The sequence below is a fragment of the Microbacterium sp. NPDC089190 genome, assembly GCF_040701795.1.
In the GTDB taxonomy this organism is placed as follows: domain Bacteria; phylum Actinomycetota; class Actinomycetes; order Actinomycetales; family Microbacteriaceae; genus Microbacterium; species Microbacterium galbum.
Genome location: NZ_JBFBHF010000005.1, coordinates 185,770 through 209,636, shown reverse-complemented (window position 1 = coordinate 209,636; position 23,867 = coordinate 185,770). Strand labels below are relative to the sequence as shown.

Sequence of the window (23,867 nt, the reverse complement as noted above, 5' to 3'; positions counted from 1 at the left end):
GCATGGACATCACCAGCGTCACCTCGTACCGCGTCGCCCGGACGCGCGCCGACCTCGCGCTGCGCGACGGCGAGGTCGTCATCGCCGGCGGAACCTGGCTCATGAGCGAGCCGCAGCCGGGCACGACCGGCTTCGTCGACCTGACCGGCCTCGACTGGCCCGTCCTCGAAGTGACCGACGAGGGCCTGCGGATCGGTGCGACCTGCACCATCGCGCGCCTGCTGGCGTGGGTCGAGCACGAGGCCCCGCTCGCGTGGACCTCCCTCGCTCTCGCCCGCCCCGCCGCCGACGCCCTGCTGGCGTCGTTCAAGATCTGGAACACCGCGACCGTCGGCGGCAACGTCTGCCAGGCGTTCGCGGCCGGCGCGATGATCGCGCTGCTGTCGACCCTGGATGCCACGGCACTGGTGTGGACGCCCGACGGCGGCAAGCGCCGCATCGCGGTGGCCGACCTCGTCGTCGACAACGCCGCGACCTCTCTCGCGCCGGGAGAGGTCGTGCGCGCGCTCGACATCCCGCTGCGTGCCCTCACCGCCCAGGTCGGCCTGCGCAAGATCGCCCTCGCCGAGCTCGGCCGCTCCGGCGCAGTGGTCACCGCGCGCGTCGACCCCGACGGATCGAGCGTGTTCGTCGTGACGGCGGCGGTGCGCCGCCCGCGCGTGCTGCGCTTCGCACGGGTGCCGGGAGCCGGGGAACTGCGGGATGCCGTGGCCGGCGCCACCGACTTCTACACCGACCCGCTCGGCAGCGCCGACTGGCGCCGCGGAGTGAGCATCGTGCTCGCCGAGCGCCTGCGCGCGGAGTTCCAGCGCGAGCCGCAGCGGGGTGCGGCATGACGGCGGCATCCCTCCCGGGCCGAGGGGGAGCGCACCCGTCCGCCGCCCCGAGGGGCCGGGCGACGACCGCCGGGGAGGCAGCCGGATGAAGTTCCACGTCAACGGCTCCCCCGTCGAGGTGGAGCCGCGGGCCGGTCAGTGCGCCCGAACGCTGCTGCGCGAGACGGGGCACGTCGAGGTGAAGAAGGGGTGCGACGCCGGAGACTGCGGCGCCTGTTCCGTGCTGCTCGACGGCACGCCCACCCACTCGTGCATCGTGCCCGCCGTCCGCCTCGAGGGGCGTGCGGTCACCACGGCCGCGGGCCTCGCCCCCGGCGACGACCTGCACCCCGTGCAAGAGGCGCTCGCGAGCGGCTTCGGGTTCCAGTGCGGCTTCTGCTCCCCCGGCATGAGCGTCACGGCATCCACCCTCACCGCCGACGACCTCGACGACCTCGACCGCCGCATGAAGGGCAACCTGTGCCGGTGCACCGGGTACCGACCGATCCGTGAAGCGATCCGGGCCTCGGTGCTCGGTCCGGTGCGCGAGACCGGAAGCGGGGCGGACGCGGGCGGCGCGGACACCGACACTGCCGCGTGCGGCGCCGGCTGCGGCGGCCATCACCGCACTCCGGGCGACGCGGGGCCCGCCCTGATCGCGCGCACTCCTCCTGCGGAGCGGTTCGACCGACCTTCGTCCGCCCCCGCAGGAACCGATCTGCAGGAGTCGTCCGCGCCCGCCGCCTCCCCCACCGCGGGCGTCGGCACCTCGGTCATCCCCGAGGCGGCGCGCCGCATCGTGCAGGGACGCGAACCGTTCACCCTCGACGAGCCCGTGCCCGGCGGCCCCGCCCTCGTGCTGCGGGTCGTGACCTCCCCGCACGCCCACGCCCGCGTGCGCGCGATCGACACGTCCGAGGCGCTTGCGGTACCGGGGGTCGTCGCCGTGTTCACCCACGCCGACGTGCCCGACGTGCGCTACTCCACGGGCCGGCACGAGCACCGCACTGACGACCCCGACGACACCCGCATGCTCGACGACGTCGTGCGACACGTCGGCCAGCGCGTGGTCGCTGTCGTCGCCGAGACGGCGGAGGCGGCGGATGCCGGCTGCCGCGCGGTGCGCATCGACTACGACGTTCTGCCCGCCGTCTTCGATCCCGAGCAGGCTCGGCGCCCCGGGGCGCCCCTCCTGCACCCCGACCGCACCCCCGCGGACCGCGTGATGGATGCCGGACGCAACGTCGTGGCCGGGTTCCACACCGGGCACGGCGGCGACATCGACGCCGCCCTCGCGACCAGTCACGCGACGGTGACCGGCGAATGGCGCTCCTCGCGCGTCACGCACGCGGCGCTCGAGACGCATGCGGCCGTGGGATGGCTCGACGACGACGGGCGCCTCGTCATCCGCTCATCGACGCAGGTGCCGTTCCTCGCCCGCAACGAGCTCGCGCACGTCTTCGGCCTCGAGCGCGACCGCGTGCGCGTCTACGCCACGCGGGTCGGCGGCGGCTTCGGCGGCAAGCAGGAGCTCTTCACCGAAGACCTCACGGCCCTGGCCGTGCTGAAGCTCGGGCGCCCGGTGGCGTACGAGTTCTCGCGCACCGACCAGTTCGTGCGGGCGTCGCTGCGGCATCCGATGCGCGTGCGCGCGACGCTGGGGGCGGATGCCGCGGGGCGGCTGACCGCGATGAAGATCGACGTGCTGAGCGACACCGGCGCCTACGGCAACCACGCGATCGGTGTGCTGTTCCACTCGTGCGCGGAGTCGACGACCCTCTACCGGGTTCCGGCGAAGTGGATCGACGCCGAAGCGGTCTATACCAACAACCCGCCGTCGGGGGCGTTCCGCGGCTACGGCCTCGGACAGGTGGTGTTCGCCGTCGAATCGGCGATGGACGCCCTCGCCCAGGAACTCGACATCGACCCCTTCGACCTGCGCCGCATCAACGCCGTGCGCGAGGGCGATCCGCTGCACCCCGACGACGGCGAGACGCACGAGGAAGACCTGATCTGGGGCAGTTACGGCCTCGACCAGTGCCTCGACCTGGCGCAGGACGCGCTGCGCCGCCGCAACGGCGTCGAGGCCCCCGAGGGATGGCTCGTCGGCGAGGGCATGGCGACGGCGATGATCGCCACGATGGCACCGCGCGGCCACATCGCCCACACCACCGCCACGCTGCGCGGCGACGGCACGTACCTGCTGCGCGTGGGCACGGCCGAGTTCGGCAACGGCACCTCGACCGTGCACCGGCAGATCGCCGCGACCGTGCTCGACGCCGCTCCCGAGCGCCTCGAGCTGTGGGCCGCCGACACCGACGCCGTCCGCCACGACACCGGGGCCTTCGCCTCGGCCGGCACGGTGGTCGCGGGCAAGGCCCTCTTCGGCGCCTGCACGGCGCTGCGGCGGCGGATGGTCGACATCGCCCGGGAACTCGCGACCGGAGATGCCGCTGAACTCGCTGTCGCGCCATCCGCCGTCGGGTCGAGGACACCGATCGGACGCCCCGCGGCGGCATACGGGGATGAGGCGCCCCTCGCGGACTCGGCATCCGGGAGGGACGACATGGAGTTCACGGCATCCGGGATCCGGGTGGGCCGAGAGGTCGTCTCGTGGGGACGGATCGTCGCGGCCGGGGGCGGGGACGAGCTCACCGCGGACGGCGCGGAGTTCGGCGACCTGCGCTCTCTCGCCTTCAACGTGCACGCGGTCCGGGTCGCGGTGGACCCCGAGACGGGGACCGTGAAGGTGCTGCAGTCGATCCAGTCGGCCGACGCCGGGGTCGTCATCAACCCTGCGCAGTGCCGCGGGCAGATCGAGGGCGGGGCCGCGCAGGCGCTCGGCGGAGCACTGTACGAGGAGGTGCTCCTCGAGGACGGCGTGGTGCAGAACCCGGTGTTCCGCACCTACCGGGTTCCGCAGTTCGCCGACGTGCCCGACACCGAGGTGTACTTCGCCGAGACCGACGACAGCCTCGGCCCCTTCGGCGCGAAGTCGATGAGCGAATCGCCGTACAACCCGGTGGGCGCGGCGATCGGCAACGCCGTCTCGCGCGCACTCGGTCGTCGCGGCTACGAGCTGCCGTTCTCGCGCGATCGGGTGTGGCGGCTGGCGGGCGGGGCCGACTGACCGCGCTCTCCGTGAAGGCGGGAACGCTCGTCCCACACACGGCTGGTGCATGTCCCAAAAATGGCCACTCCGCAAGGGCTGAACCCACCACAGGTGGGGCATGGGGCTGATGTGCCAGGCGCGAGAGGCGAAAGGCGAGGCAAGAACGCTCGTCCCACTCATGGCTGGTGCATGTCCCACAAATGGCCACTCCGCGACCGCTCGACCGGCCAGAAGTGGGACATGCTCCCGGCGACAGGCTCAGCGCTCCAGCGGCACCGCCGTTCCCGACACCTGGATGCCACCGGATGCCGGCACCTCGACCTCGATCACGCTCGGCCGGCCGATGTGTCGCCCCTGCCGGACGGTGAAGGCGAACGGTGCGGGCAGACCGACCCGCTCGCGCAGGTAGGCGCCGAGCGAGGCGGCGGCGGAGCCGGTGGCGGGGTCTTCGGTGATCTCGCCGACCGGGAAGAGGTTGCGGGCCTCGACGACGAGTCCGTCGGCGAGCTCGCCGTCGACGTGCACGACGATCACGGTGCCCTTCCAGCCCCGCTCGTCCATGAGCTCGCGCACAGAAGCGGGGTGGAACGCGAAAGCGTCGAATCTCTCGCGCGCGGCGACCGCGACCACCGGGTGCAGGTTGCCGGCGAAGGCCTGGGCGAGGGGCATCCGTTCGTCGAGGTCGGCGCGGGTGAGGCCCAGGAGCGCGATCAGGCGGTCGGCGACCGCGGGCTCCAGCTCGCCGACGGACGGTTCCACGCTCCGGAAACCCGCGACCGTGCGACCGTGGTCGACACGCGTGTCCACCTCGATCGCCCCCGCGGGGGTGTCGAAGACGAAGGGGCCGGTGCCCTCCGCGTCGGCGAGAGCGACCGCCGTGGCGATCGTGGCGTGTCCGCAGAACGGCACCTCGGCCCCGGGCGAGAAATAGCGCACGGATACGCGGCGCCCCTCACGGCCGACGACGAAGGCCGTCTCGGGGTGGCCGAGGTCGGTCGCGATGCGCTGCATGCGCGCGTCGTCGAGGGCCGTGGCATCCAGCACGACCCCCGCCGGGTTGCCGCCGCCGGGTTCGGCGGCGAAGGCGAGCAGCTGCAGGATGCCGGGAGTCGCGGTCATGCAGCGATTCTCGCTCAGGTCAACGCGCGGCTCCGGTGGCCGGTCGATGGTGCGTGGACCGCTGGGCGCGCCGCCGTTCGAGGTTCGGGTTCCGGGCGGGCTACCGCGCCGATCGAACCCTCGAGCCGCGCCGGGGTTCACTTCTCGAGATGCTGACCACGCAGTCCGGCGATCACGCCCCAGACCATGAGGCCCGGCCCCATGATGAGGCAAGCGAATCTCCATCGGTCCGCCTGGTAGCCGTCGACCGTCAGTAGCAGCAGGCCCACCTCGAGCACGAGCACGCCGACCGGCACCAGCCACCAGGCCGAAGGCGCCGAGCGGTCGCGTTTGATGAAGACCACCCACTGACTGCACCGGTGTCACATCGCAGGGCAGACCGTCTTGACGGCGCTCCGTCGCCCACCTCCGTTCGTCGTCGAACGAGCAGGGTCGGCGAGGGCGCTCGTCACCGCGGCTCCGCTCCCAGGTGCAGCACCGCCTCGGCGAGCGCCCGGAGTCCGGCCGCGACGTCGGCCCCGGTGACCGCCTCATCGGGGTGGTGGCTGATGCCGTCGGGGTTGCGCAGGAACAGCATTCCGACCCCGGTGATCGCGCCGATCGACATGGCGTCGTGACCGGCGCGACTGAAGAGGGTCGGGGCGTCGGCCCCGATACCCGCGCGGACGACGTCTTGCAGCAGCGGTGCGCAGAACACCGCGGGAGCGCTGTGCACCTCTCGGGCGCGCCACCGCAGGCCCCGACGTCCCATGATCGCGTCGAGCTCGCTCGAGATCTCCGCCCACGTGTGATCGCGCGTGTCGTCGAACTCCCCGCGCAGGTCGAGGGAGAAGTGCGCCTCCCCGGGCACGACGTTCACGGCGCCCGGGAAGGCCTCGAGCTGCCCGACCGTCCCGATGATGTGATGCTCGCCCCGGCAGATGCGTTCGACCGCGAGGGCGGCCTCGCTCGCCCCGAGCAGAGCGTCGCGCCGCATGTCGTAGGGCGTGCCGCCGGCGTGCCGGGCCTCGCCCTCGACGACGAGCTGGAACCTCCGGGCCGAGGCGATCGACGACACCGCGGCGAGCGCCTGCCCGCTGCGGTGCAGCTCGGGTCCCTGTTCGATGTGCGCCTCGAGGTAGGCGACGAGCTCGTCGGGTCGCCGCGCGGCCTCGCCCACGCGGCCCGGGTCGAGCCCGAAGTCGCGGAACGCTTCGCGCAGCGTGATGCCATCGGCGTCGGCGAGGTCCCACCACGCGGCATCCCATCGCCCGGCGACCGCTGACGAGCCCAGCAGGGCCTTGCCGAAGCGCGTCCCCTCTTCGTCGCTGAAAGCGATGACCTCGAGGGCGAAGGGGAAGGGACTGGATGCCGCGCCGTCATCGTCGACACGGCGCAGAAGCCGCACGACCTCGAGCGCCATCAGCACCCCGACGATGCCGTCGAAGCGTCCGGCGTCCGGGACGGTGTCCAGGTGCGACCCGAGCAGGAGAGCGGGGGCGTCGGGGGATCCCGCGGGGGCGAGGCGCCCCACCTGATTGCCGGCGGCGTCCTGGCGAGTCGTCATGCCGAGCTCGCGCATCCACTCCGCCGCGAGGCGGTTGACGCGTGCGTGCTCGGGCGAGAGGTAGACGCGCGTGATGCTCCCGGGCGTCGCCGTGACCCGCGCGAGCTCCTCGCAGCGGCCCATGACACGGCGCGATGCCGCCGCGATGCGTTCGGGGGCGACCTGCAGGCGTGTGGCGGCGGTCATGCGCGGCGTCCCGTCGACGTCTCTCGGTGGGCGACGCTGCGCATCACGCGCCCGCCCCCGCGTACACGCCCTGCGCCGCCTCGACACCTCCACCTGCCGACACCGTCGCCCCGTGACGGCGCAGCACCGCCTCGAGGGCGGCGAGCGTCGTCAGCACGGCGTCCTTCCGAGCGTTGTACCCCATCGTCCCGATACGCCAGACGCGTCCGTGCAACGGACCGAACGAGGTGCCGATCTCGATGCCGAAGTCGCTCAGCAGCTCGCTCCGCACGGCGTCTCCGACCACGGCATCCGGGATCTCGACCGCGACGACGTTCGTCATCTTGTGCGCGACGTCGCCGAAGACGGTGAGCCCGAGCCCCTCGACACCTGCGAGCATGGCGTCGCCGTGCAGCCGGTGCCGCGCGATGACCTCGTCGCGGCCCTCGAGCAGCAGCACGCGCGCGCACTCCCGCGCGCCGTAGAGCATGGTGGTCGCCTCGGTGTGGTGGTTGAGGCGGCGCGGTCCCCAGTAGTCGAGGATCATCGCGAGGTCGAAGTAGTTCGAGCGGATGAAGTCGGATGCCACGGCATCGCCCTCCTCGCGGATGCCGGCCTCGACGCGGGCACGCGAGCGGACGATCTCGACCGCGCGCGCGGACAGGCTGATCGGCGCCGATCCGGAGGGGCCGCCGAGGCATTTCTGCAGTCCCGCGGTCGCGGCATCCAGGCCCCAGGCATCCATCTCGAAGGGGTTGCCGCCGAGCGAGGCCGTGGCGTCGGTGTAGAACAGCGCGCCGTGCGCACGGCAGATCTCGCCGATCTCGTCGAGCGGCTGGAGCATCGTGGTGGAGGTGTCGCCCTGCACGCACGCCACGAGGTGCGGCTGCACCCGCTCGATCGCCTCGCGGATCGTCGACACCGGGAACACCTGCCCCCACGGCACCTCGATCGTGTGCACCTCGGCGAGGGCCCGCTCGGCGATCTCGGCGAGCAGGTGGCCGAACCGCCCGAAGACGGGCACCAGCACGCGGTCCCCGGGGCGGATGAGCGAGACCATGGCCGCCTCGATACCGGCACGGCTCGTGCCGTCGATGAGCAGCGTGGCGTCGTTGTCGGTGCCCCAGACCCGCCGATAGAGCTCCTGCGTCTCGGTCATCGTCGCCGTCATGAACGGGTCGTACTGGCCGACGAGCGGGGCGCCCATCGCGCGCAGCACGCTCGGGTACGCCGAGATGGGGCCAGGGCCCATGAGCAGGCGGGCGGGCGGGTCGATCGGGCCGGGGAGGTGGGTCATCGGGACTCCATGGTGCGGGTGGGGCGGGAGGCGGGGTGGAGCGACGCGGGGCGGGCTGCGACGCGGATCGGCACGGGGCGAGCGGTGCCGCGGGTCGGCACGACTTCGGCAATCCGGGCGATCGAGGCGTCGGATGCCGCCGAACGGCGCAACTGCAGGGGTTGTGTCGGCGCAGAGCGAGGCGCCGTTGGAACGGAGCGGGCCGCCGACCGAGTCGGGGCCGGCCGGCGGCTCATCGCCCGTCCCCCGCCCCGATCAGCGCAGCCAGCCGACGGGCGAGGCGGACGAGCGCGATGTCGGTGCCGGCGCGCGACACCAGGCACACGCCCACCGGCGCACCCCCGACCGTCAGGAGCGGCACCGAGATCGCGGGCAGGCCCGCCGCCGCCGCGGGGGCGGTCATGCGCAGGGTCGCCGCGCGGACGGCATCCACGTCGGCGGTGCGCAACGGCGCGGGGCCGGGGACGGTCGGGAAGATCAGCACGGCGCCGTCGACGAGCTCCGCCAGGTGCGCGGCGATCGGTTCGAGGTCGGCGCGGGCGCGGGACTCCTCGGCGGCGGTGATCTGCGACGCGGCGCGGAAGCGCTCGGCCACCGCCTCCCCCACGGCCCCGGGGTGCGCGCGCAGCCACTCGCCGTCGTTGCGCCAGGCCTCGGCGCCTTGCACGGTGCGGAACGCGGTGAAGGCGGCATCCACCTCGCCCGTGTGCACGGCGCGGAACGACGGCGGATCGTCGGATGCCGCGAGCGACGCCAGCAACCGCGAGAAGGCCTCGCGCGTGTCGGGGTCGGCGCAGTCGAGGATCTCCTCCGGCACGAGGAAGCGCCACGGCAGGTCATCGCCCGAGGCTCCGTAGACGCTCTCGGTCGAGGCCGAGCCGTCGTAGCTGAGGCACCAGTCGGCCACGCGCTGCAGCGTGTCGCCGTCGCGGGTGAGCCAGCCGATCGTGTCGAACGACTGCGCGAGGGGCAGCATGCCCTGGCGCGGAACGAGGTCGTGGGTCGTTCTCAGCCCCCACAGACCCTGGTACGACGCGGGCACGCGGATGGAACCGGCCGTGTCGGTCGCGAGGCCGATGTCGGCGTGGCCCAGGGCGACGGCCGACGCCGGTCCACTCGAGGACCCGCCGGGGAGGGCTCCGACGACGGCACCGTTGGGCGGGGTGCCGTAGTGCACGTTGTCGCCCGCGATCGAGTAGGCGAACTCGTCGGTGCGCGCGATGCCGCGCAGTGAGGCACCCCCTCTCAGCAGATCCGCGACGGCGGGGGCCGTGGCCTTCTCGGGGCGTGCCTCTTCGAGATAGGCGGGATTGCCGGCCCCGATGCGGAAGCCCGCGATCGCGAACAGGTCTTTCACCGCGACCGTGAGGCCCGCGAGCGGTCCCTCCCACGCGCCCTGCAGGAACGGGTCGCCGACGCTGCGCCAGATCGTGCGGTCGAGCGCGGGAGTCCGCGGGGTGACGTGGGCGGCCGTGATGAGCCATCGCCCGTCGATGCGCTGCCAGATCTGCGTCTGCAGACCGCGCCCACCGCCTCGGAACGCCGAGACCGAGACGAGAAGGGCCACATCGCCGTCGCCGCCGCCTGCCGGGGTGCCCGGGGCGCCGGCATCGTCACGGACGTCGTCCGAGGCGACGGGTGCGGCCCGGCGTCCCGAGGAGAGAGGGCGGTAGTGGATCTCGGCGATCTCGCGCGGCGGAACGCCGCCGCGCAGAGCCCGGAAACCGCTGATCGCGTCGTGCCCGACCAGCAGACCCGCGGTATCGCCTCGGAGGGTCTGCGTCCCGGGCGCGAAGAAGGCGTCGAGAGCGTCGAGGTCGTTCGCGACGATCGCGCTCTCGTAGGCGTCGAAGGCTGCGCGCAGGTCGTCCGGCATCGCCGCGTCGTCTGCGGGAACGGCCACGGCCGGTCCCTGTTCGGCATCCGTCACGAGCGTCGCCCGCCTTTCTGCTGCGTCGGGTGTCCGTGAAAGACCGGCAGCCGGGGGTTTCGTCCGGGACTCCCGGACACGCGATTCGCGGGCGGCAGCGGCGCGGCGACGTCGGTCGCCGACTCGACGCACACGTCAGCCGCTTCGGCGCGGGCCAGGGCTGCAGCCAGGATCGGGCTCACGCGAAGCCTTCCTCGTGATCGGATGCGAGCGGCACGGGCTCCACGGACGGGATCTCGGCGAAATCCGCCTCGCGGATCCGCGCGTGCACGCCCGAGACGATGTCGACCACCTGCGAGATGTCGAAGTCGGTGGCGGCGCTCAGATAGGCGTAGGCGAGGTGCTCGTCCATGCCCCACCGTCCCCCGATGAGCGCCAGCGATGCACGGACGCACGCGCGCATCGCGGCGTCGAGGTCGGGGTCCATGCCGGCGGGAACGAGGTATTCGGGCGTTCGCACGAGCGGGCCGGTCACCTCGCCGAACGCCGCGCGGGCGGCATCCGCGGGGATCACCTCGAAGCGCAGCGTCGCGCGCAACGAGGCCTCGAGCGCGGTGAGCGCGACCTCGCCGTCGCCCTGGGCGAAGTGGGGATCGCCGACATACGCGAGGGCCCCGTCGACCTGCACCGGCAGGAACAGCGTGGTGCCCTCGACGAGGAGGTTGATGTCGATGTTGCCGCCGTGCGTGCCCGGCGGCACCGAGTGCGGTCGCTCGTCGGCCGCGACGGCCACGCCCATCGTGCCGAGGAACGGGGCGAGCGGGAAAGCGACGATCGGGTCGCCGCCCTCGACGATCGGCAGGGTTCCGTGCAGCACGCCCTCGCGCTCGGCGACGGCGGCGAAGACGCTGACGTTGTGCTCGCCGCGCGGCAGCTCGCCCACCAGCGCCCCCTTGCCGTGGCGGTTCGAGATCACGCCGTACGGGACGCGCGGGGTCAGGGTCTCGACGGTGATCTTCAACAGATCGCCGGGGCGGGCCCCGCGCACGTGCACGGGCCCCACCACGACGTGCGGTCCGTCGGCGAAGGGATCCCGAGCGACGGATGCCGCTATCTCGATCGCGTCGTCGAGCACGTGATCGGCGGGCACGCCGTGGGCCGCGAAGAAGGCGAGGGGGTCTTTGCCCTGGTCGTCGAGGATGCCCTCGTGACTGACGGTGTCGAACGTCACGCTCTCGCCCGAGCCGATCTCGAGCGCGGGCGCATCGGCCGCGCACGGAAGGCGCCCCCACATCACGGTGGCGGGTGTGGCGGGAAGGTAGTGGTCGCCGGGGACGAACCCGACGCCCGGCTGGAGGATGGGGACGGGTGTCGACGTGCGGGCGTGAGAGCCGGTCCCTTCGACGGGCTCAGGGACCTCCGTTCCGGCGGAGGCGACGGGCTCGTGGGCCTCGGGCGCGGAAGTCACGCCTGCACCGCCGCGGCCTCGCGCAGGAGCTCGCGCCCCTCCCGCTCGCTGACGGGCGCCCCTCGGCGATAGACCGACGAACCGCGCACCCAGGTCTCGCGCACGACGCCGGTCAGCGTCTTGCCGTGCCACGGCGACACCGGATTGCGGTACTCGAGACTCGCCGCGTCGACCACGACCTGCTCGTCGGGGGCGAAGGCCACGAGGTGCGCCGGAGCGCCGGGCTCGATCACTCCGAGGCCTGCGAGACCGGCGATGCGCGCGGGCCCCGTGGTCATGAGCGGCAGGAGGGTCTCGAACGCGAGTCCCCGCTCGCGCGCGGTCGTGTGGATGGCCGAGAGACCGGTCTGCAGGCCCGCGATGCCGCCCCAGGCGAGGCCGAAGTCGGGGTTGCTCTTCAGCTCGACCGTCGCGGGCGAGTGATCGCTCACGATGGCGTCGATCGTCCCGTCGACGACTCCGGCCCACAGGAGATCGCGGTTGCCCGCGCCGCGGATGGGCGGGCAGCACTTGAACGCCCCCGCGCCGTCGGGCACCTCCTCGGCATCGAGCGTGAGGTAGTGCGGGCACGTCTCGACCGTGAGGCGCACGCCCTCGGCCTTGGCCGCCCGCACCGCGTCGAGCGCGCCGCCGTCGGAGACGTGGACGATGTGCGCGCGGGCGCCCGTTCGGCGGGCGGCACCGATCACGCGCTCGATCGCCGCGCGCTCGCTCAGAGGCGGGCGGCTGACCTCGAAGTCGCGGTACCGGGGTCCGAGCGCGCCGTGCGCGGGCAGATGAGCGGGGTCTTCGGCGTGCACGATGAGGAGGCCGTCGAAGACCGCGAGCTCCGCGAGGCACTGCTCGAGCTGAACAGCGTCGAGGTGGCCGAACTCGTCGATGCCGCTGGGCGAGAGGAAGCACTTGAAACCGACGACGCCGGCGTCGGACAGGGCGCGCAACGACCCGAGGTTCTCGGGCACCGCGCCGCCCCAGTAGGCCACGTCGACGGCGAGCTTGCCGCGCGCGGCCGCTCGCTTGGCATCCAGCGCCTCCACCGAGGTCGTCACGGGGACGCTGTTCAGCGGCATGTCGACCACCGTCGTGACCCCGCCCGCTGCCGCGGCCGCCGTTCCCGTCGCGAAGCCCTCCCACTCGGTGCGGCCGGGCTCGTCGAAGTGCACGTGCGAGTCGACCAGGCCCGGCAGCAGCGTCGCGTCCTGCGGAAGGACCGTGTCGGCGGTGGCGTCGAAGGACTCGATCGCCGCGATGTGACCGTCGTCGATCACGAGGGTGGCGGGCGCGAAGGCGCCGTCGAGGAAGACCCGACGCGCGGCGATCCGTGTGCTCATGCCGTTCACGCTAAGCGCCCTGCGTTTCACGAATGTAACCGTCATCAACATCTGTGGGAACACTCGGAATTGCGCCACCTGGGGAGGAGTCGCGCCGGCGTCCGGAGCCCCCGCGCGGGACCTCGCAGCCGGATGCCGCCGGTGGCCCCGGGGCGTGCGCAGTGGCCCCGGGGCCACCCGCGCACGCCGCACCCCCGACACCGGGCACGACCGACGCCCCGGGGCCACCCGCGAACGCCGCCTCCCGACGCTCCGGCCCCACCGTCGCCGCGAAGCCGCTCCCCGCGCGCACCGGCTCGCGAACCGGCGGCGCCGCATACTCGTCGCGCTTGCTCGTCCCCAAGCCCATCCGCACCATCCCGGATGCCATCCCCACCGCCGCCGCCACCCCGTCGACGACCGGTACCCCGACGCGGGCCGTGAGCTCGGCGCACAGATCCGCCATTCCCGCGCAGCCGAGCACGATCACGTCGGCGCCGGAGGCCGCGGCATCCGCGCTGTAGCGGGCGATGGTCTCCACCGCCACGGAGCCCGTGTCCTCGAGATCGAGCACCGGGATGCCGGTGGCCGCGAGCGACGCACAGGCACGATCCATGCCGTACCGCGCGACGAGGTCGCGAGCCCGGCCGAGGGTGCGGCTCAGCGTCGTCACGACGCCGAAGTGCCGCCCCGACACCGCAGCCAGATGCATGGCTGCTTCGGCGATCCCGATCACGGGTACCTCGACCAGCTCGCGCGCCGCGTCGAGCCCCGGGTCGCCGAAGCACGCGATCACATAGGCGTCCGCCGGGTCGACGCCGTCGCGATCGGCCACGATCAGCTCCACGACCGCCGCCGCCGCCGCGATCTCGTCGACGTGGCTCTCGATGGCCGGCGCTCCGGTCGCCGGGCACACGGCGTCGATGACCACGTCGGGCCCCGCCACCCCCCGAGCGGCATCCGCGATCTTCGCGGTCATCGCCCGGGAGGTGTTGGGGTTCAGGAGCAGGATCCTCACGCGAGCGCCTCACGCCCACCGGCGACACCCGGCGCCCGCAGCGGTGACGGCGCGCCCGAGGGGGCGTCGGTGGCATCCGCAGCCGTCCGCGCGAGCACGAGGGCCTCGGCCTCGGCGGGGGCCTCGACGGCATCCGTCGTCCCGTCGGAGATCCCCTCGGTCTCGCCGTCGAAGGTCGGGACGCGGGGATCGAGCCGCTCGAAGAGGAGGAAGAGCACCAGGCCCAACGCGCAACCGATGAACCAGCTGTAGTCGCTGACCGCCGAGACGTCGAACATCCCCAGGTCGGCGAAGAGCTTCGGGAAGATCGCGATCGCCACCGTCGGCACGCCCGCGGCGATGACGGCCTTCACCGCGTTCGGGTTGAATCCGTTGCGGTACCAGTAGGGGCCCGCGGCATCCATCGTGAACATCGCGTCGACGTTCACGCGCTGACGCGCCGCGAAGTAGTAGCCGGCGATCAGGATGCCGAAGAGCGGGCCGATCAGCGCACCCAGCACGCCGAGCGAGTAGTGGATGGCGTCACTGTTGGAGTACCAGTTCCAGGGCATGAGGAACGTGGAGCCGACCGCCGCGATCATGCCGCCCGCGCGCCACGAGATCTTCTTCGGGGCGACGTTGGAGAAATCGAACGCGGGGGAGATGAAGTTGGCGACGATGTTGATGCCGACCGTGGCGGTGACGAAGGTGAGTCCGCCCAGCAGGATCGCGAACGGGGTGTCGATGCGTTCGACGGTAGCGATCGGGTCGGTGATGAGGTCGCCGAACACCGGCACCGTGGCCGACGCCGTGATGACGGTCAGCAGAGAGAAGAAGAGGAAGTTGATCGGCAGACCCCAGAAGTTGCCCTTCTTCACCGCAGCGAAGCTCTTGCCGTAGCGGGCGAAGTCACCGAAGTTGAGCATCGGGCCCGAGAAGTACGACACGACCAGCGCGATCGCGGCGAACATCACCGGGATCGAGGCCCAGAAGTCGAGCTGGGTGGTCGAGAGGGTGAACGAGATGTTCTCGATGCCGGCCTGCGACACGAGGTAGACGGCGAGCACGATCATCACCAGGTAGACCGCCGGACCCGCCCAGTCGATGAAGCGGCGGATGACCTCCATGCCGTTCCAGAACAGCAGGAACTGCGCGGTCCACAGGATCGCGTACGAGATCCAGCCGAGCGCCGACAGGCCCGCGAACGACACGTCGAGCAGGGCCGCCGAACCCGGGATGAACTTCAGGAACACGATGTTCAGCGACTCGGCCGCGAGGAACGTCTGCACCCCGTACCAGGCGATCGCGATGAGACCGCGGATGATCGCGGGGATGTTCGCACCCCGGATGCCGAACACGACGCGGTTGATCACCGGGTAGGGGACGCCGGTCTTCTGGCTCGGCTTGGCGACGAGGTTCGCGAACACCTGCACGATGACGATTCCGGCGATCAGCGCCACGAGCACCTGCCACGACTGCAGGCCGAGGGCGAAGAGCGAGCCGGCGGTGACGTAGCCGCCGACGGAGTGCACGTCGCTCATCCAGAACGCGAAGATGTTGTAGCTCGACCACTTCTGCTTCCGCAGTGGAGCGAGGTCTTCGTTGGCGAGCCGGTCGTCGTAGTGCGGCTTCATGTTGCCGCCCCCGTGGGGGTGGCCGGCGGCCTCCACGAGATCGTGGGGGCCGGTGAGCGGGGTGGATGTCATGTCATTCCTCTCAGGACGGATGGATGCCACGACGTGGAGTCCGCGGCCGGAGTGGAGCTCTGATGTGAAGTTATGGGTTCACACGACCGTGACGGTTTCGCTCATGTAACGAGCATGTGAAGTCGCTCCTTCACACTCGGCGGCTGCCTAGACTCGGGGGCATGACGCAGCCGCCCCTCGCCGACGCCGTCGAACACGACGCGGCCGTGGCGGCCGAGCCGTCGGCATCCGTCGGGGCGCGCATCCGCGACCTCCGTCAGGCCCGCGGCATCTCCGCACGCGCGCTGGCCGCGACCCTCGGCATCTCCCCCAGCGCCGTCTCGCAGATCGAGCGCGGAGTGATGCAGCCGAGCGTCTCGCGGCTCATCGCCATCACCGACGCCCTCGGCGTGCCGCTCGTCGCGGCGTTCGATCCGGCATCCGATCGTCCCGTCGATCCCGTCGGGCCCTCGGGCTTCACTCTGCAGCGCGCGGGGCAATCGCCCGACATCGTGCTCGACAGCGGCGTCTCGTTCCGTCGCCTGACCCCGGGCTCCTCCCCCGGCGTCGACTACTTCGAGTCGATCTACCCGCCCGGGGCCTCCGCGCACGGCGCCGACGGCCTCTTCCACCACGAGGGATACGAGGTCGGCACCGTCGTCGCAGGCGAGCTCACCATCGACTTCGAGGCCGAGCGCGTCATCCTGCGCGCCGGCGACGCGATCAGCTATCCCTGTTCGGTCCCCCACCGTCTGCACAACACCGGTGGGACGGATGCCGTGGCGCACTGGCTGATCGTGCACGCCTGACGCGCGGGATCGTCACCGGCGGTTCCCGCCGCGCACCCGCCACGTCATGAGAACAGGCGCCGGCACGAGAACAGGCCGGAATTCGCCGAATGGGCCTGTTCCGGCGGCATCCCCTGTTCTCGTGACGCCGCACACGCCCGGAATGTTCCCCACAGCAACATCGCCGACACATCGCGCCACAGCCCCGTAACGCGGCCCGCCTAGCCTGGCCCGCATGCTCCTGCGCCACTTCCACGCCCTCGACGACGCGGAGGCCTCGGCCGTGGTCCGCGTGTGGGCCGACGTCCCCGGATGGGTCGACGCCATCGTCGACGCCCGGCCGTACGCCGACGTCGACGCCCTCGCGGCCTACGCCGCGGACCTCGCGTCGGCGTGGTCGCCCGACGACCTCGCCACCGCCCTGCACGCGCACCCCCGCATCGGCGCGAAGGTGTCGGGCGAGGGGGCCCAGGCCACGGCATCCCGTCGCGAGCAGGGATCCATGGCATCCGCCGCCGACGACGACGTGGCGGCCATCGCCGCCGGGAACGCCGCGTACGAGGGGCGTTTCGGCCGTGTCTTCCTCATCCGCGCCGCCGGACGCACGCCGGGCGAGATGCGGGCCGAGCTCGAGCGTCGGCTGACGAACGACCCGGCGGCCGAGACGATCGAGGCGACGCGACAGCTCGCCGAGATCGCCCTGCTGCGCCTGCGAACCACGTTCGCCGACGACGCGCCCGCCGAACCGGAGGACGCGGAGTGACCCGCAGCGCCCTCACCCCCGCACGAGCCGCCCGAGGAGTCTTGCGATGACGCACCTGACCACCCACATCCTGGATGCCACGGCCGGCACCCCCGCAGCCGGCGTCACCGTCACGCTGGCCCACCTCGACGGCGCGACGATCGACTCCGCGACCACCGACGCCGACGGTCGCCTCGCCCTCGGCCCCGACGTGCTCGGCGACGGCGACTACGCCCTCACCTTCGGTACGGGGGCCTACTTCCGCGGGCGCGGCGTCGCGTCGTTCCACCCCGTGGCGGTGGTCGCGTTCACCGTCGCCGGCGAGGCTCATCTGCACGTGCCGTTGCTGCTGAGCCCGTTCGCCTACTCGACCTACCGCGGCAGCTGAGGAGAGTCATGAAGGTCATCGTCATCGGCGCGGGTGTCGGCGGAACCTCGGCCGCCCTCGCCCTGCAGAAGCTCGGCCACGAGGTCGTGGTCTACGACCGCATGCGCGAGAAACGCCCGGTGGGAGCCGCCCTGTCGCTGTGGTCGAACGGCGTGAAGGTGCTCAACTGGCTCGGCCTCGGTCCGCAGGTCGCCGCCCTCGGTGGGCGGATGGACGACATGGCCTACTACGACGGCCACACCGGCGCCGAGCTCTGCCGCTTCAGCCTCGCCCCCGTGACCGCGCAGACGGGCCAGCGCCCCTATCCCGTCGCCCGCGCCGACCTGCAGGCCCTGATGATGGATGCCGTCGGCCCGGCGAACATCCGCCTCGGGATGCAGCTGGTCGCCGTGGCCGACGACGGCGAGACCGTCACCGCGACCTTCGCCGACGGGTCGACCGACACCGCCGACCTGCTCATCGGCGCCGACGGGGCGCGCTCGATCGTGCGGGACTACGTGACGGAGCCCACCGGCATCCGTCCCGAGCGGTCCTACTCCGGATACGTCAACTACAACGGTCTGGTGGCCGCGGACGAGCGCATCGGACCGCTCGACCAGTGGACGACGTACGTGGGCGACGGAAAACGGTGCGCGGTGATGCCCGTCGCGGGCGACCGCTTCTACTTCTTCGTCGACGTGCCGGGGCCCTCGGGGGTGCTCGAGGACCGCATGGCCGCGCTCGAGGAGGCGTTCGGCGCGTGGGGCGCCCCCGGTGTGCGGGCCCTGCTCGACGGCATCGACCCCGACGAGTCGCTCAACCGCGTGGAGATCTGGGACATCGACCCCTTCGACACCTGGGTGCGCGGGAGGGTCGCGATCCTCGGCGACGCCGCGCACAACACCGCGCCCGACATCGGCCAGGGCGCCTGCTCGGCCCTGGAGGACAGCTTCGCCCTCGGCATCGTCTTCGCCACCTCGACCCTGGGCGTCGAGGACTCGCTGAAGCGCTATGAGCGCATCCGCACCGAGCGCGCGGGCGACCTCGTGCTGCGCGCCCGGAAGCGGGCGTTCGAGACGCACGCCTTCGACGTCGATGCGACGCAGGCCTGGTACGAGGGCCTGCGCCGCGAGGACGGGACGGGTGTCATCCGGGGGATCGTCGGCAACATCGAGGGCAGCCCGGTGGAGCTGGGCGCGAGCGTCCTGGGCTGAGGGCGCCGATACCGGACGACCGTCGCGGCCGCGCCTGCCCGCGTTCAGTACGCCCGAAGGCGCTGCGGCGGGATCCAATCGACGGTCGCGCCGAGTTCACGCGCCCAGCGCAGAGGCGTGCTCGGGTCGCGCAGGGCCGCGCGCCCGATACGCACCGCGTCGACGCCGCGCTGCACGACCTCCTCCGCCTGCTGCGCCGTCTCGATCAGACCGACGGCCGAGGCGACGACACCCTCCCGGGTGATGCGCTCGGCGAGGTGCGCCTGATAGCCCGGCCCGACGGGGATGTCGGCGAGCACGAGCCCTCCGGATGAGGCGTCCACGGCATCCGCTCCCGCCTCGACCGCCCACCCCGCGACGGTGGCGGCATCGTCGGGGGTGAGACCCCCCTCGACCCAGTCGGTCGCCGACAACCGCACGATGATCGGCACCGTCGGCAGCTCCGCTCGGATGCGACGGACGATGTCGAGCAACAGGGTCGCCCGGCCGGCGAGGTCGCCTCCGTAGCGATCGTCGCGGCGGTTCGACAGCGGCGACAGCAGCTGGTGAAGCAGATAGCCGTGGGCCGCGTGCACCTCGACCACGTCGAAGCCCGCGTCGTCCGCACGGCGCGCGGCGGCCACGAACGCCTCGGCGACGGCTTCGAGCTCGGCGGTCGTGGCCGGGCGCGGCGCCGCCAGACCCATGACCGGCGCGTCCGATGCCGACACCGTCTGCCAGCCACCCTGCTCGACGGGGACGGAGCCCCGCTCGTCGCCGTCGCGGCCGAAGCCTGCGAAGGTGCTCGCCTTGGCGCCGGCGTGGTTCAGCTGCACGCCGATCGCCGCGCCCTGCGCGTGGGCGAACGCGACGATGCCGCGCCACGCCTCGACCTGCGCCTCGTTCCACAGCCCGGTGTCCTGGCGGGTGATGCGCCCCTCGGGGACGACCGCCGTCGCTTCGACCACGAGCAGACCGGTGCCGCCCGCGGCGAGCGCGCCGTAGTGCACCCGGTGCCAATCGGTGGGGATGCCGTCGTACGCATCGACCGAGTACTGGCACATCGGGGCGATCCAGATGCGGTTGCGCAGCGTCAGCTCGCGCAGCCTCATCGGCTCGACGATGCCGGTCACGCGGCATCCCCTCCGCCCAGGCGCACGAGGATGCCGGCCGCGAGCGCCGTGCGCTGCACCATGCCGTCGATGGAGATCCACTCGTGACGCGCGTGCGCGCCGTCGCCCACGGCGCCGAGGCCATCGAGCACCGGCAGCCCCAGAGCGGCGGCGAAGTTGCCGTCGCTGGCGCCGCCGACCGAGATCTCCTCGACCGCCCATCCCTGCTCCGCCGAGACCGCCTCTGCGATGCGGAACAGCGCCACCGTCGATGCGCTCCGCGGCATGACCGGTCGGTTCCACCCGCCGGCGATGTCCAACGTCGCCTCCGCGCGGTGGGGCTCGAGGGCGGCGAGCGCGGCGTCGATCCTTTCGCTCTCGGCCACGTCGGTCACGCGCACATCGACGAGGGCGTCGGCGCGACCGGCGGTGACGTTGGAGCGGGACCCACCCGCGACGGTGCCGACATTGACGCTCGTCCCGGCACCGAGGTCCGCGAGCGCGTGCAGGGCGAGCACGACGCGGGCCATCTCGTCGATGGCGCTGACCCCCCGCTCCGGGTCGAGCCCCGCGTGGCCCTCGACGCCGTGCGTCGTGACGCGGAAGATCCCCACGCCCTTGCGCGCCGTCTTGAGCGCGCCGCGGGCGCTCGCCTCGAAGACCAGCACGGCGTCGCGGCCCGTGACGGCCTCCTCGATGTGCGGGCGGGAGCCGAGCGAACCGATCTCCTCGTCGCCGTTGAGCACGAGACGGATGGCAGGCAGCGGCAGTCCCTGAGCGCGGGCGATGGCGATCGCGTGCGTCGCCTGGACGAGACCCGCCTTCATGTCGAAGACGCCGGGGCCGGTGAGCCGGTCGCCGTCGACCGTGACGGGCCACTCGGCGAGGGTGCCGAGGGGCCACACGGTGTCGTAGTGGCAGAGGATCGCGACGGACCCCGCGCCGCCGCCCGTCGCCGCCCAGTCGAGCACGGCGACATCGCCGTGGGGAGCGGCGTCGATCACGCGCTCCGCGTCGGGGGCGCCGAGGTGACGCGTCACGAAGGCGCGCACCCACGCGAGTCCCTCCGCGAGGGCGTCGAGGTCGTCCGAGGGGGTCTCCTGCTGCGTGTACGCCGTCAGGTCGGCGATGAGCGCCTCGCGCGCGGCCTCGGCGGCCGTGACCAGCGCGCTCATGCCGTCACCATCCGGTCGAGCTCGTCGAGGTGCGCCTCGTCCATCGCGATGGCGTGCGTCTCGAGCTGCTCGATGCGCGACACCAGCCACCGCGTGAGCGGGGCCGGGATCCCCCGGCGTTCGGCCGCTTCCCGCACCGGCGCGTACTGCGTCGGAACCTCGGTGCGTCGACCGCGCACGGCGATGTCGCGCCAGATCCCCGAGCGCTTCTTCGTCTGGCGGGCGAGCCAGGCCACGAGCCCGTCGGTCGCGGCGTCGGCGGCGCTCGCCTCGCCGAGGTAGTCGTAGGGGACGAAGGCGTCGAACCCCTCGAGGTGGATCCCCTCGGCGACCGCGACCTCCAGCACTTCCCGCACGAGGGCGTGCAGGCCCGCGCGGTGGCGGTCGATCAGGTCGCCCATGTCGTCGTCGGCGAGGGCGGATGCCACGAGCATCGCGCCGAATCCCAGCTTCGACCACAGGAATCCGGGCACGTTGTCGGAGACGATCGGCGTGCCCCACTCGCGCAGATCGTGGGCGAGTGCGCGGACGCGGTCACTGGACCCGCCGGCGTGCTCGCCCAGCGCGATGTCGCCGATGCCGCCGTCGCGCACCACACCGGGCTCGACGACGTCGGCGAACAGGTCGACGAAGGCGGCGACCGTGCGGTCGACGCCGATGTGCCGGGCGATGGTGGCCTCGTTCAAACCGTTCTGCATCGACGCGACCCACCCGTCGGGGGCGAGACGCGGCGCGATCCACTCGGCGACGGCGTCGGTGGCCTGCGCCTTGACGGCGAGGAGCACCGCGCCGAGCTCGTCGGGAGCCTCCTCGGGGGTCGAGATCGGCAGGCGCGCCGTGAACGCCCCACCGGGGTGCTCGATGCGCAGGCCGCGCTCGCGCACGGCGGCGATGTGCTCGGCATCCGTGTCGATCAGGCGTACCTCCGCCCCGGCCCGATGCAGGTGCACCGCGAGGGTGCCGCCGATGGCTCCCGCGCCGATGATCGTGTAATTCGAGGTCATTCGTGCTCTCCCTGGCCGGTGGCGGCCCAGTGTTGCGGGAGGTGCCACGCGCCGGTCGACGATCCGCCGTCGACGCGCAGCACCTCCCCGGTGATCCATTCGGCTTCTCCACCCGCGAGCCAGACGACGGCGCGGGCGATGTCGGCGGGGGTCCCCCGGCGACCGAGAGGCGTGTCGCCGACAGCGGCGGCGTACTCGTCTGTGACGGGATTCACGCGCGAATCGACGGTGACGAACCCCGGCGAGACGGCGTTGACCCGGATGCCATGGGGCCCGAGTTCGAGGGCCGAGGCCCGGGTCGCGGCCTCCAGCGCCGCCTTCGACGTCGAGTACGGCGCCGCGCCCGGTCGAGCGCGCAGCGCCGCTCCGGAAGAGATGTTGACGACGGATGCCGGACGCCCGGCCTCGATGGCGCGGCGCGCGAGAGCCACGGTGAGCAGCACGGGCGCGCGCGTGTTCACATCGAGCACGCGGTCCCAGGTGTGCGCGTCGAGGTCGAGGAAGGGCGTCGCGGGGTACACGCCCGCGCTGGAGACGAGCACGTCGACGGGCGCGGTCGACCACGCCGTGCGCATCAGGTCGGCGGGGGCGTCGGCCTCGCGGAGGTCGACCGTCGTCGTGGCGCAGCTCGGCGCGCCCGCGTCGAGGGCCAGGGCGGCCGTTTCGGCGAGGGGCTCGGCGTGCAGGTCGGCGACGGTGAGCGCCTCGCCGCGTCGTGCGAAGGCGAGGGCGATCTCGCGGCCGATCCCCGACCCCGCCCCGGTCACGAGGACGTGACGCATCAGTCCAGCTCCTTGCCCTTGGTCTCGGGCATGGTGAGGTACACCGCGAGGCCGATGGCCGCGGCGATGGACGCGTAGAGCCAGACCCATCCGCCGTAGCCGTTCGTGTTCATCCACGTGGTGATGTACGGCGCGGTGCCGCCGAAGCAGGCGACCGCGAGGGCGTACGGGAGGCCGATGCCCGTCGCGCGCACCTCGGGCGGGAACTGCTCCGCCATGATCACCGCGCAGTTCGCCGAGTAGCCGACCAGCAGCACGATGCCGATGATCTCCACGGCCAGCAGCGCCCAGAATCCGCCGCCGATCAGCTGGAAGGCGGGCCACGCGAAGATGAGGAAGCCGCCCGCGAAGGCCGCCATGGTGGGCTTGCGACCGATCTTGTCGGAGAGCAGACCCCCGAAGGGCAGCAGCACGATGAAGATGATCATCGCGATGACGTTCGCCAGCAGTGCCTGGTTCAGCGGGATGCCCGTGGTGACCGCCGCGTAGGTGGGCATGAAGTTGACCCACATGTAGTAGAGCAGGGTGCCGGCGATGGTGATGCCGAAGACGCGCAGCGTGGCCTTGGGGTGGTCGCGGAACATGCGCACGAAGGCGTTGTGGCGGGCGGGCTTCGCGGAGCCGTCGACGCGCTCCCGGCCGGTCGCGAACGACTGCGTCTCCTCGATGCCCCGCCGCAGCCACAGACCGACGAATCCGAGCGAGGCGGCGAAGATGAAGGCGGCGCGCCAGCCCCAGCTGTCGACCGCTTCCGGCGGCAGCGCGGTCGTGATCGTGAAACCGAGCGCCGACGCGATGAGTACGCCCGCGGCGACCGAGACCTGCTGCCACGATCCGGCGAATCCACGCCGTTGGGGAGCAGCGGATTCGACGAGGAACGCCGACGCCGAGCCGAACTCCCCGCCCGCGGCGAAGCCCTGGGCGAGGCGGGCGAGCACGAGCAGCAGCGGCGCGAAGATGCCGACCTGTTCGTAGGTCGGAGCGAGGCCGATCACGAGGGTGGCGACCGCCATCAGGGTGATGGTGAAGAGCAGGCCCTTCTTGCGGCCGAAACGGTCGGCGTACGTGCCCATGACCGCGGCGCCGATGGGACGCATGATGAAGCCGACGGCGAAGATGGCGAGCGTCGACAGCAGGGCCGCGACGTCGTTGCCCGCGGGGAAGAAGTGGTGGGCGAAGATCGACGAGAACGTCGAGTAGACGGCCCAGTCGACGAACTCGACGGCGTTGCCGATCGAGCCGGCGACGATCGCCTTCTTGCCCTTCTTGCTGAGCTTCGTCGCGTGGACGGTCTCGGGTGCGGTGGAGGTCATCTGCATT

Annotated in this window: 20 protein-coding genes; 6 read left to right on the top strand and 14 right to left on the bottom strand. The window is 72.4% G+C overall.

The annotated features are described in order from the left end of the window. The first annotated feature begins 2 nt into the window (after positions 1-2). Together AB0230_RS16760 and AB0230_RS16755 are read left to right on the top strand one after the other, a co-directional pair. Positions 3-836, top strand: a complete 834-nt coding sequence (locus AB0230_RS16760) for an FAD binding domain-containing protein (protein ID WP_366376965.1) — start codon at positions 3-5, stop codon at positions 834-836. 85 nt (positions 837-921) lie between these two features. Continuing rightward, positions 922-3,945 carry a molybdopterin cofactor-binding domain-containing protein gene (locus tag AB0230_RS16755; protein ID WP_366376963.1) on the top strand — a complete coding sequence of 1,008 codons (3,024 nt, stop codon included), beginning with the start codon at positions 922-924 and terminating at the stop codon, positions 3,943-3,945. A gap of 240 nt (positions 3,946-4,185) precedes the next feature. Here AB0230_RS16755 and AB0230_RS16750 read toward each other — a convergent pair whose 3' ends face one another. From AB0230_RS16750 to AB0230_RS16710, 9 genes are all read right to left on the bottom strand, one after another. Continuing rightward, a complete protein-coding gene (locus tag AB0230_RS16750; RefSeq protein WP_366376961.1) occupies positions 4,186-5,046 on the bottom strand; it encodes a PhzF family phenazine biosynthesis isomerase in 861 nt (286 codons plus the stop codon). 137 nt (positions 5,047-5,183) lie between these two features. Next, the gene (locus AB0230_RS16745; protein ID WP_366376959.1) at positions 5,184-5,390 is read right to left on the bottom strand and encodes a hypothetical protein; all 207 of its coding nucleotides are present in this window, start codon (positions 5,388-5,390) and stop codon (positions 5,184-5,186) included. A gap of 104 nt (positions 5,391-5,494) precedes the next feature. Next, positions 5,495-6,778: an allantoate amidohydrolase gene (locus AB0230_RS16740; protein ID WP_363387834.1), complete on the bottom strand. Its 1,284-nt coding sequence runs from the start codon at positions 6,776-6,778 to the stop codon at positions 5,495-5,497. A 43-nt stretch (positions 6,779-6,821) separates the two neighbouring features. Then, entirely contained in the window at positions 6,822-8,054 is a 1,233-nt protein-coding gene (locus AB0230_RS16735) for an alanine--glyoxylate aminotransferase family protein (protein ID WP_366376957.1), read from the bottom strand. A gap of 232 nt (positions 8,055-8,286) precedes the next feature. After that, the gene (locus tag AB0230_RS16730) at positions 8,287-9,957 is read right to left on the bottom strand and encodes an AtzH-like domain-containing protein (RefSeq protein WP_366376955.1); all 1,671 of its coding nucleotides are present in this window, start codon (positions 9,955-9,957) and stop codon (positions 8,287-8,289) included. 205 nt (positions 9,958-10,162) lie between these two features. Beyond that, positions 10,163-11,284: an acetamidase/formamidase family protein gene (locus tag AB0230_RS16725; protein ID WP_366377045.1), complete on the bottom strand. Its 1,122-nt coding sequence runs from the start codon at positions 11,282-11,284 to the stop codon at positions 10,163-10,165. Positions 11,285-11,388: 104 nt separating this feature from the next. Further along, on the bottom strand, positions 11,389-12,723 hold the full coding sequence (gene allB / locus AB0230_RS16720) for an allantoinase AllB (protein ID WP_366376953.1): 1,335 nt from the start codon (positions 12,721-12,723) through the stop codon (positions 11,389-11,391). A 10-nt stretch (positions 12,724-12,733) separates the two neighbouring features. Continuing rightward, entirely contained in the window at positions 12,734-13,720 is a 987-nt protein-coding gene (locus tag AB0230_RS16715) for an aspartate/glutamate racemase family protein (protein ID WP_366376951.1), read from the bottom strand. Further along, positions 13,717-15,405, bottom strand: a complete 1,689-nt coding sequence (locus tag AB0230_RS16710; protein WP_366376949.1) for an NCS1 family nucleobase:cation symporter-1 — start codon at positions 15,403-15,405, stop codon at positions 13,717-13,719. The genes AB0230_RS16715 and AB0230_RS16710 overlap by 4 nt, the downstream gene beginning before the upstream one ends. Before the next feature lie 161 nt (positions 15,406-15,566). On the opposite strand from AB0230_RS16710, the gene AB0230_RS16705 reads away from it, so the two are divergent. From AB0230_RS16705 to hpxO, 4 genes are all read left to right on the top strand, one after another. After that, entirely contained in the window at positions 15,567-16,193 is a 627-nt protein-coding gene (locus tag AB0230_RS16705; RefSeq protein ID WP_315993915.1) for an XRE family transcriptional regulator, read from the top strand. 214 nt (positions 16,194-16,407) lie between these two features. After that, positions 16,408-16,935 carry a 2-oxo-4-hydroxy-4-carboxy-5-ureidoimidazoline decarboxylase gene (gene uraD / locus AB0230_RS16700; protein ID WP_366376947.1) on the top strand — a complete coding sequence of 176 codons (528 nt, stop codon included), beginning with the start codon at positions 16,408-16,410 and terminating at the stop codon, positions 16,933-16,935. Positions 16,936-16,981: 46 nt separating this feature from the next. Beyond that, a complete protein-coding gene (gene uraH / locus AB0230_RS16695; RefSeq protein ID WP_315993917.1) occupies positions 16,982-17,302 on the top strand; it encodes a hydroxyisourate hydrolase in 321 nt (106 codons plus the stop codon). Between the two features lie 8 nt (positions 17,303-17,310). After that, entirely contained in the window at positions 17,311-18,495 is a 1,185-nt protein-coding gene (hpxO, locus tag AB0230_RS16690; RefSeq protein ID WP_366376945.1) for an FAD-dependent urate hydroxylase HpxO, read from the top strand. A 44-nt stretch (positions 18,496-18,539) separates the two neighbouring features. Here hpxO and AB0230_RS16685 read toward each other — a convergent pair whose 3' ends face one another. The 5 genes from AB0230_RS16685 to AB0230_RS16665 are packed head-to-tail and all read right to left on the bottom strand — an operon-like array spanning position 18,540 to position 23,860. Next, positions 18,540-19,607 carry an oxidoreductase gene (locus tag AB0230_RS16685; RefSeq protein ID WP_315993919.1) on the bottom strand — a complete coding sequence of 356 codons (1,068 nt, stop codon included), beginning with the start codon at positions 19,605-19,607 and terminating at the stop codon, positions 18,540-18,542. Then, a complete protein-coding gene (locus tag AB0230_RS16680) occupies positions 19,604-20,761 on the bottom strand; it encodes a M20 family metallopeptidase (protein ID WP_363577559.1) in 1,158 nt (385 codons plus the stop codon). Before AB0230_RS16680 ends, AB0230_RS16685 begins: the two co-directional genes overlap by 4 nt. Continuing rightward, positions 20,758-21,765: a 2-dehydropantoate 2-reductase gene (locus AB0230_RS16675; protein ID WP_366376943.1), complete on the bottom strand. Its 1,008-nt coding sequence runs from the start codon at positions 21,763-21,765 to the stop codon at positions 20,758-20,760. The genes AB0230_RS16680 and AB0230_RS16675 overlap by 4 nt, the downstream gene beginning before the upstream one ends. Next, positions 21,762-22,547 carry an SDR family oxidoreductase gene (locus tag AB0230_RS16670; protein WP_315993922.1) on the bottom strand — a complete coding sequence of 262 codons (786 nt, stop codon included), beginning with the start codon at positions 22,545-22,547 and terminating at the stop codon, positions 21,762-21,764. The genes AB0230_RS16675 and AB0230_RS16670 overlap by 4 nt, the downstream gene beginning before the upstream one ends. After that, positions 22,547-23,860 carry an MFS transporter gene (locus AB0230_RS16665; RefSeq protein WP_315993923.1) on the bottom strand — a complete coding sequence of 438 codons (1,314 nt, stop codon included), beginning with the start codon at positions 23,858-23,860 and terminating at the stop codon, positions 22,547-22,549. The genes AB0230_RS16670 and AB0230_RS16665 overlap by 1 nt, the downstream gene beginning before the upstream one ends. Positions 23,861-23,867: the final 7 nt, after the last annotated feature.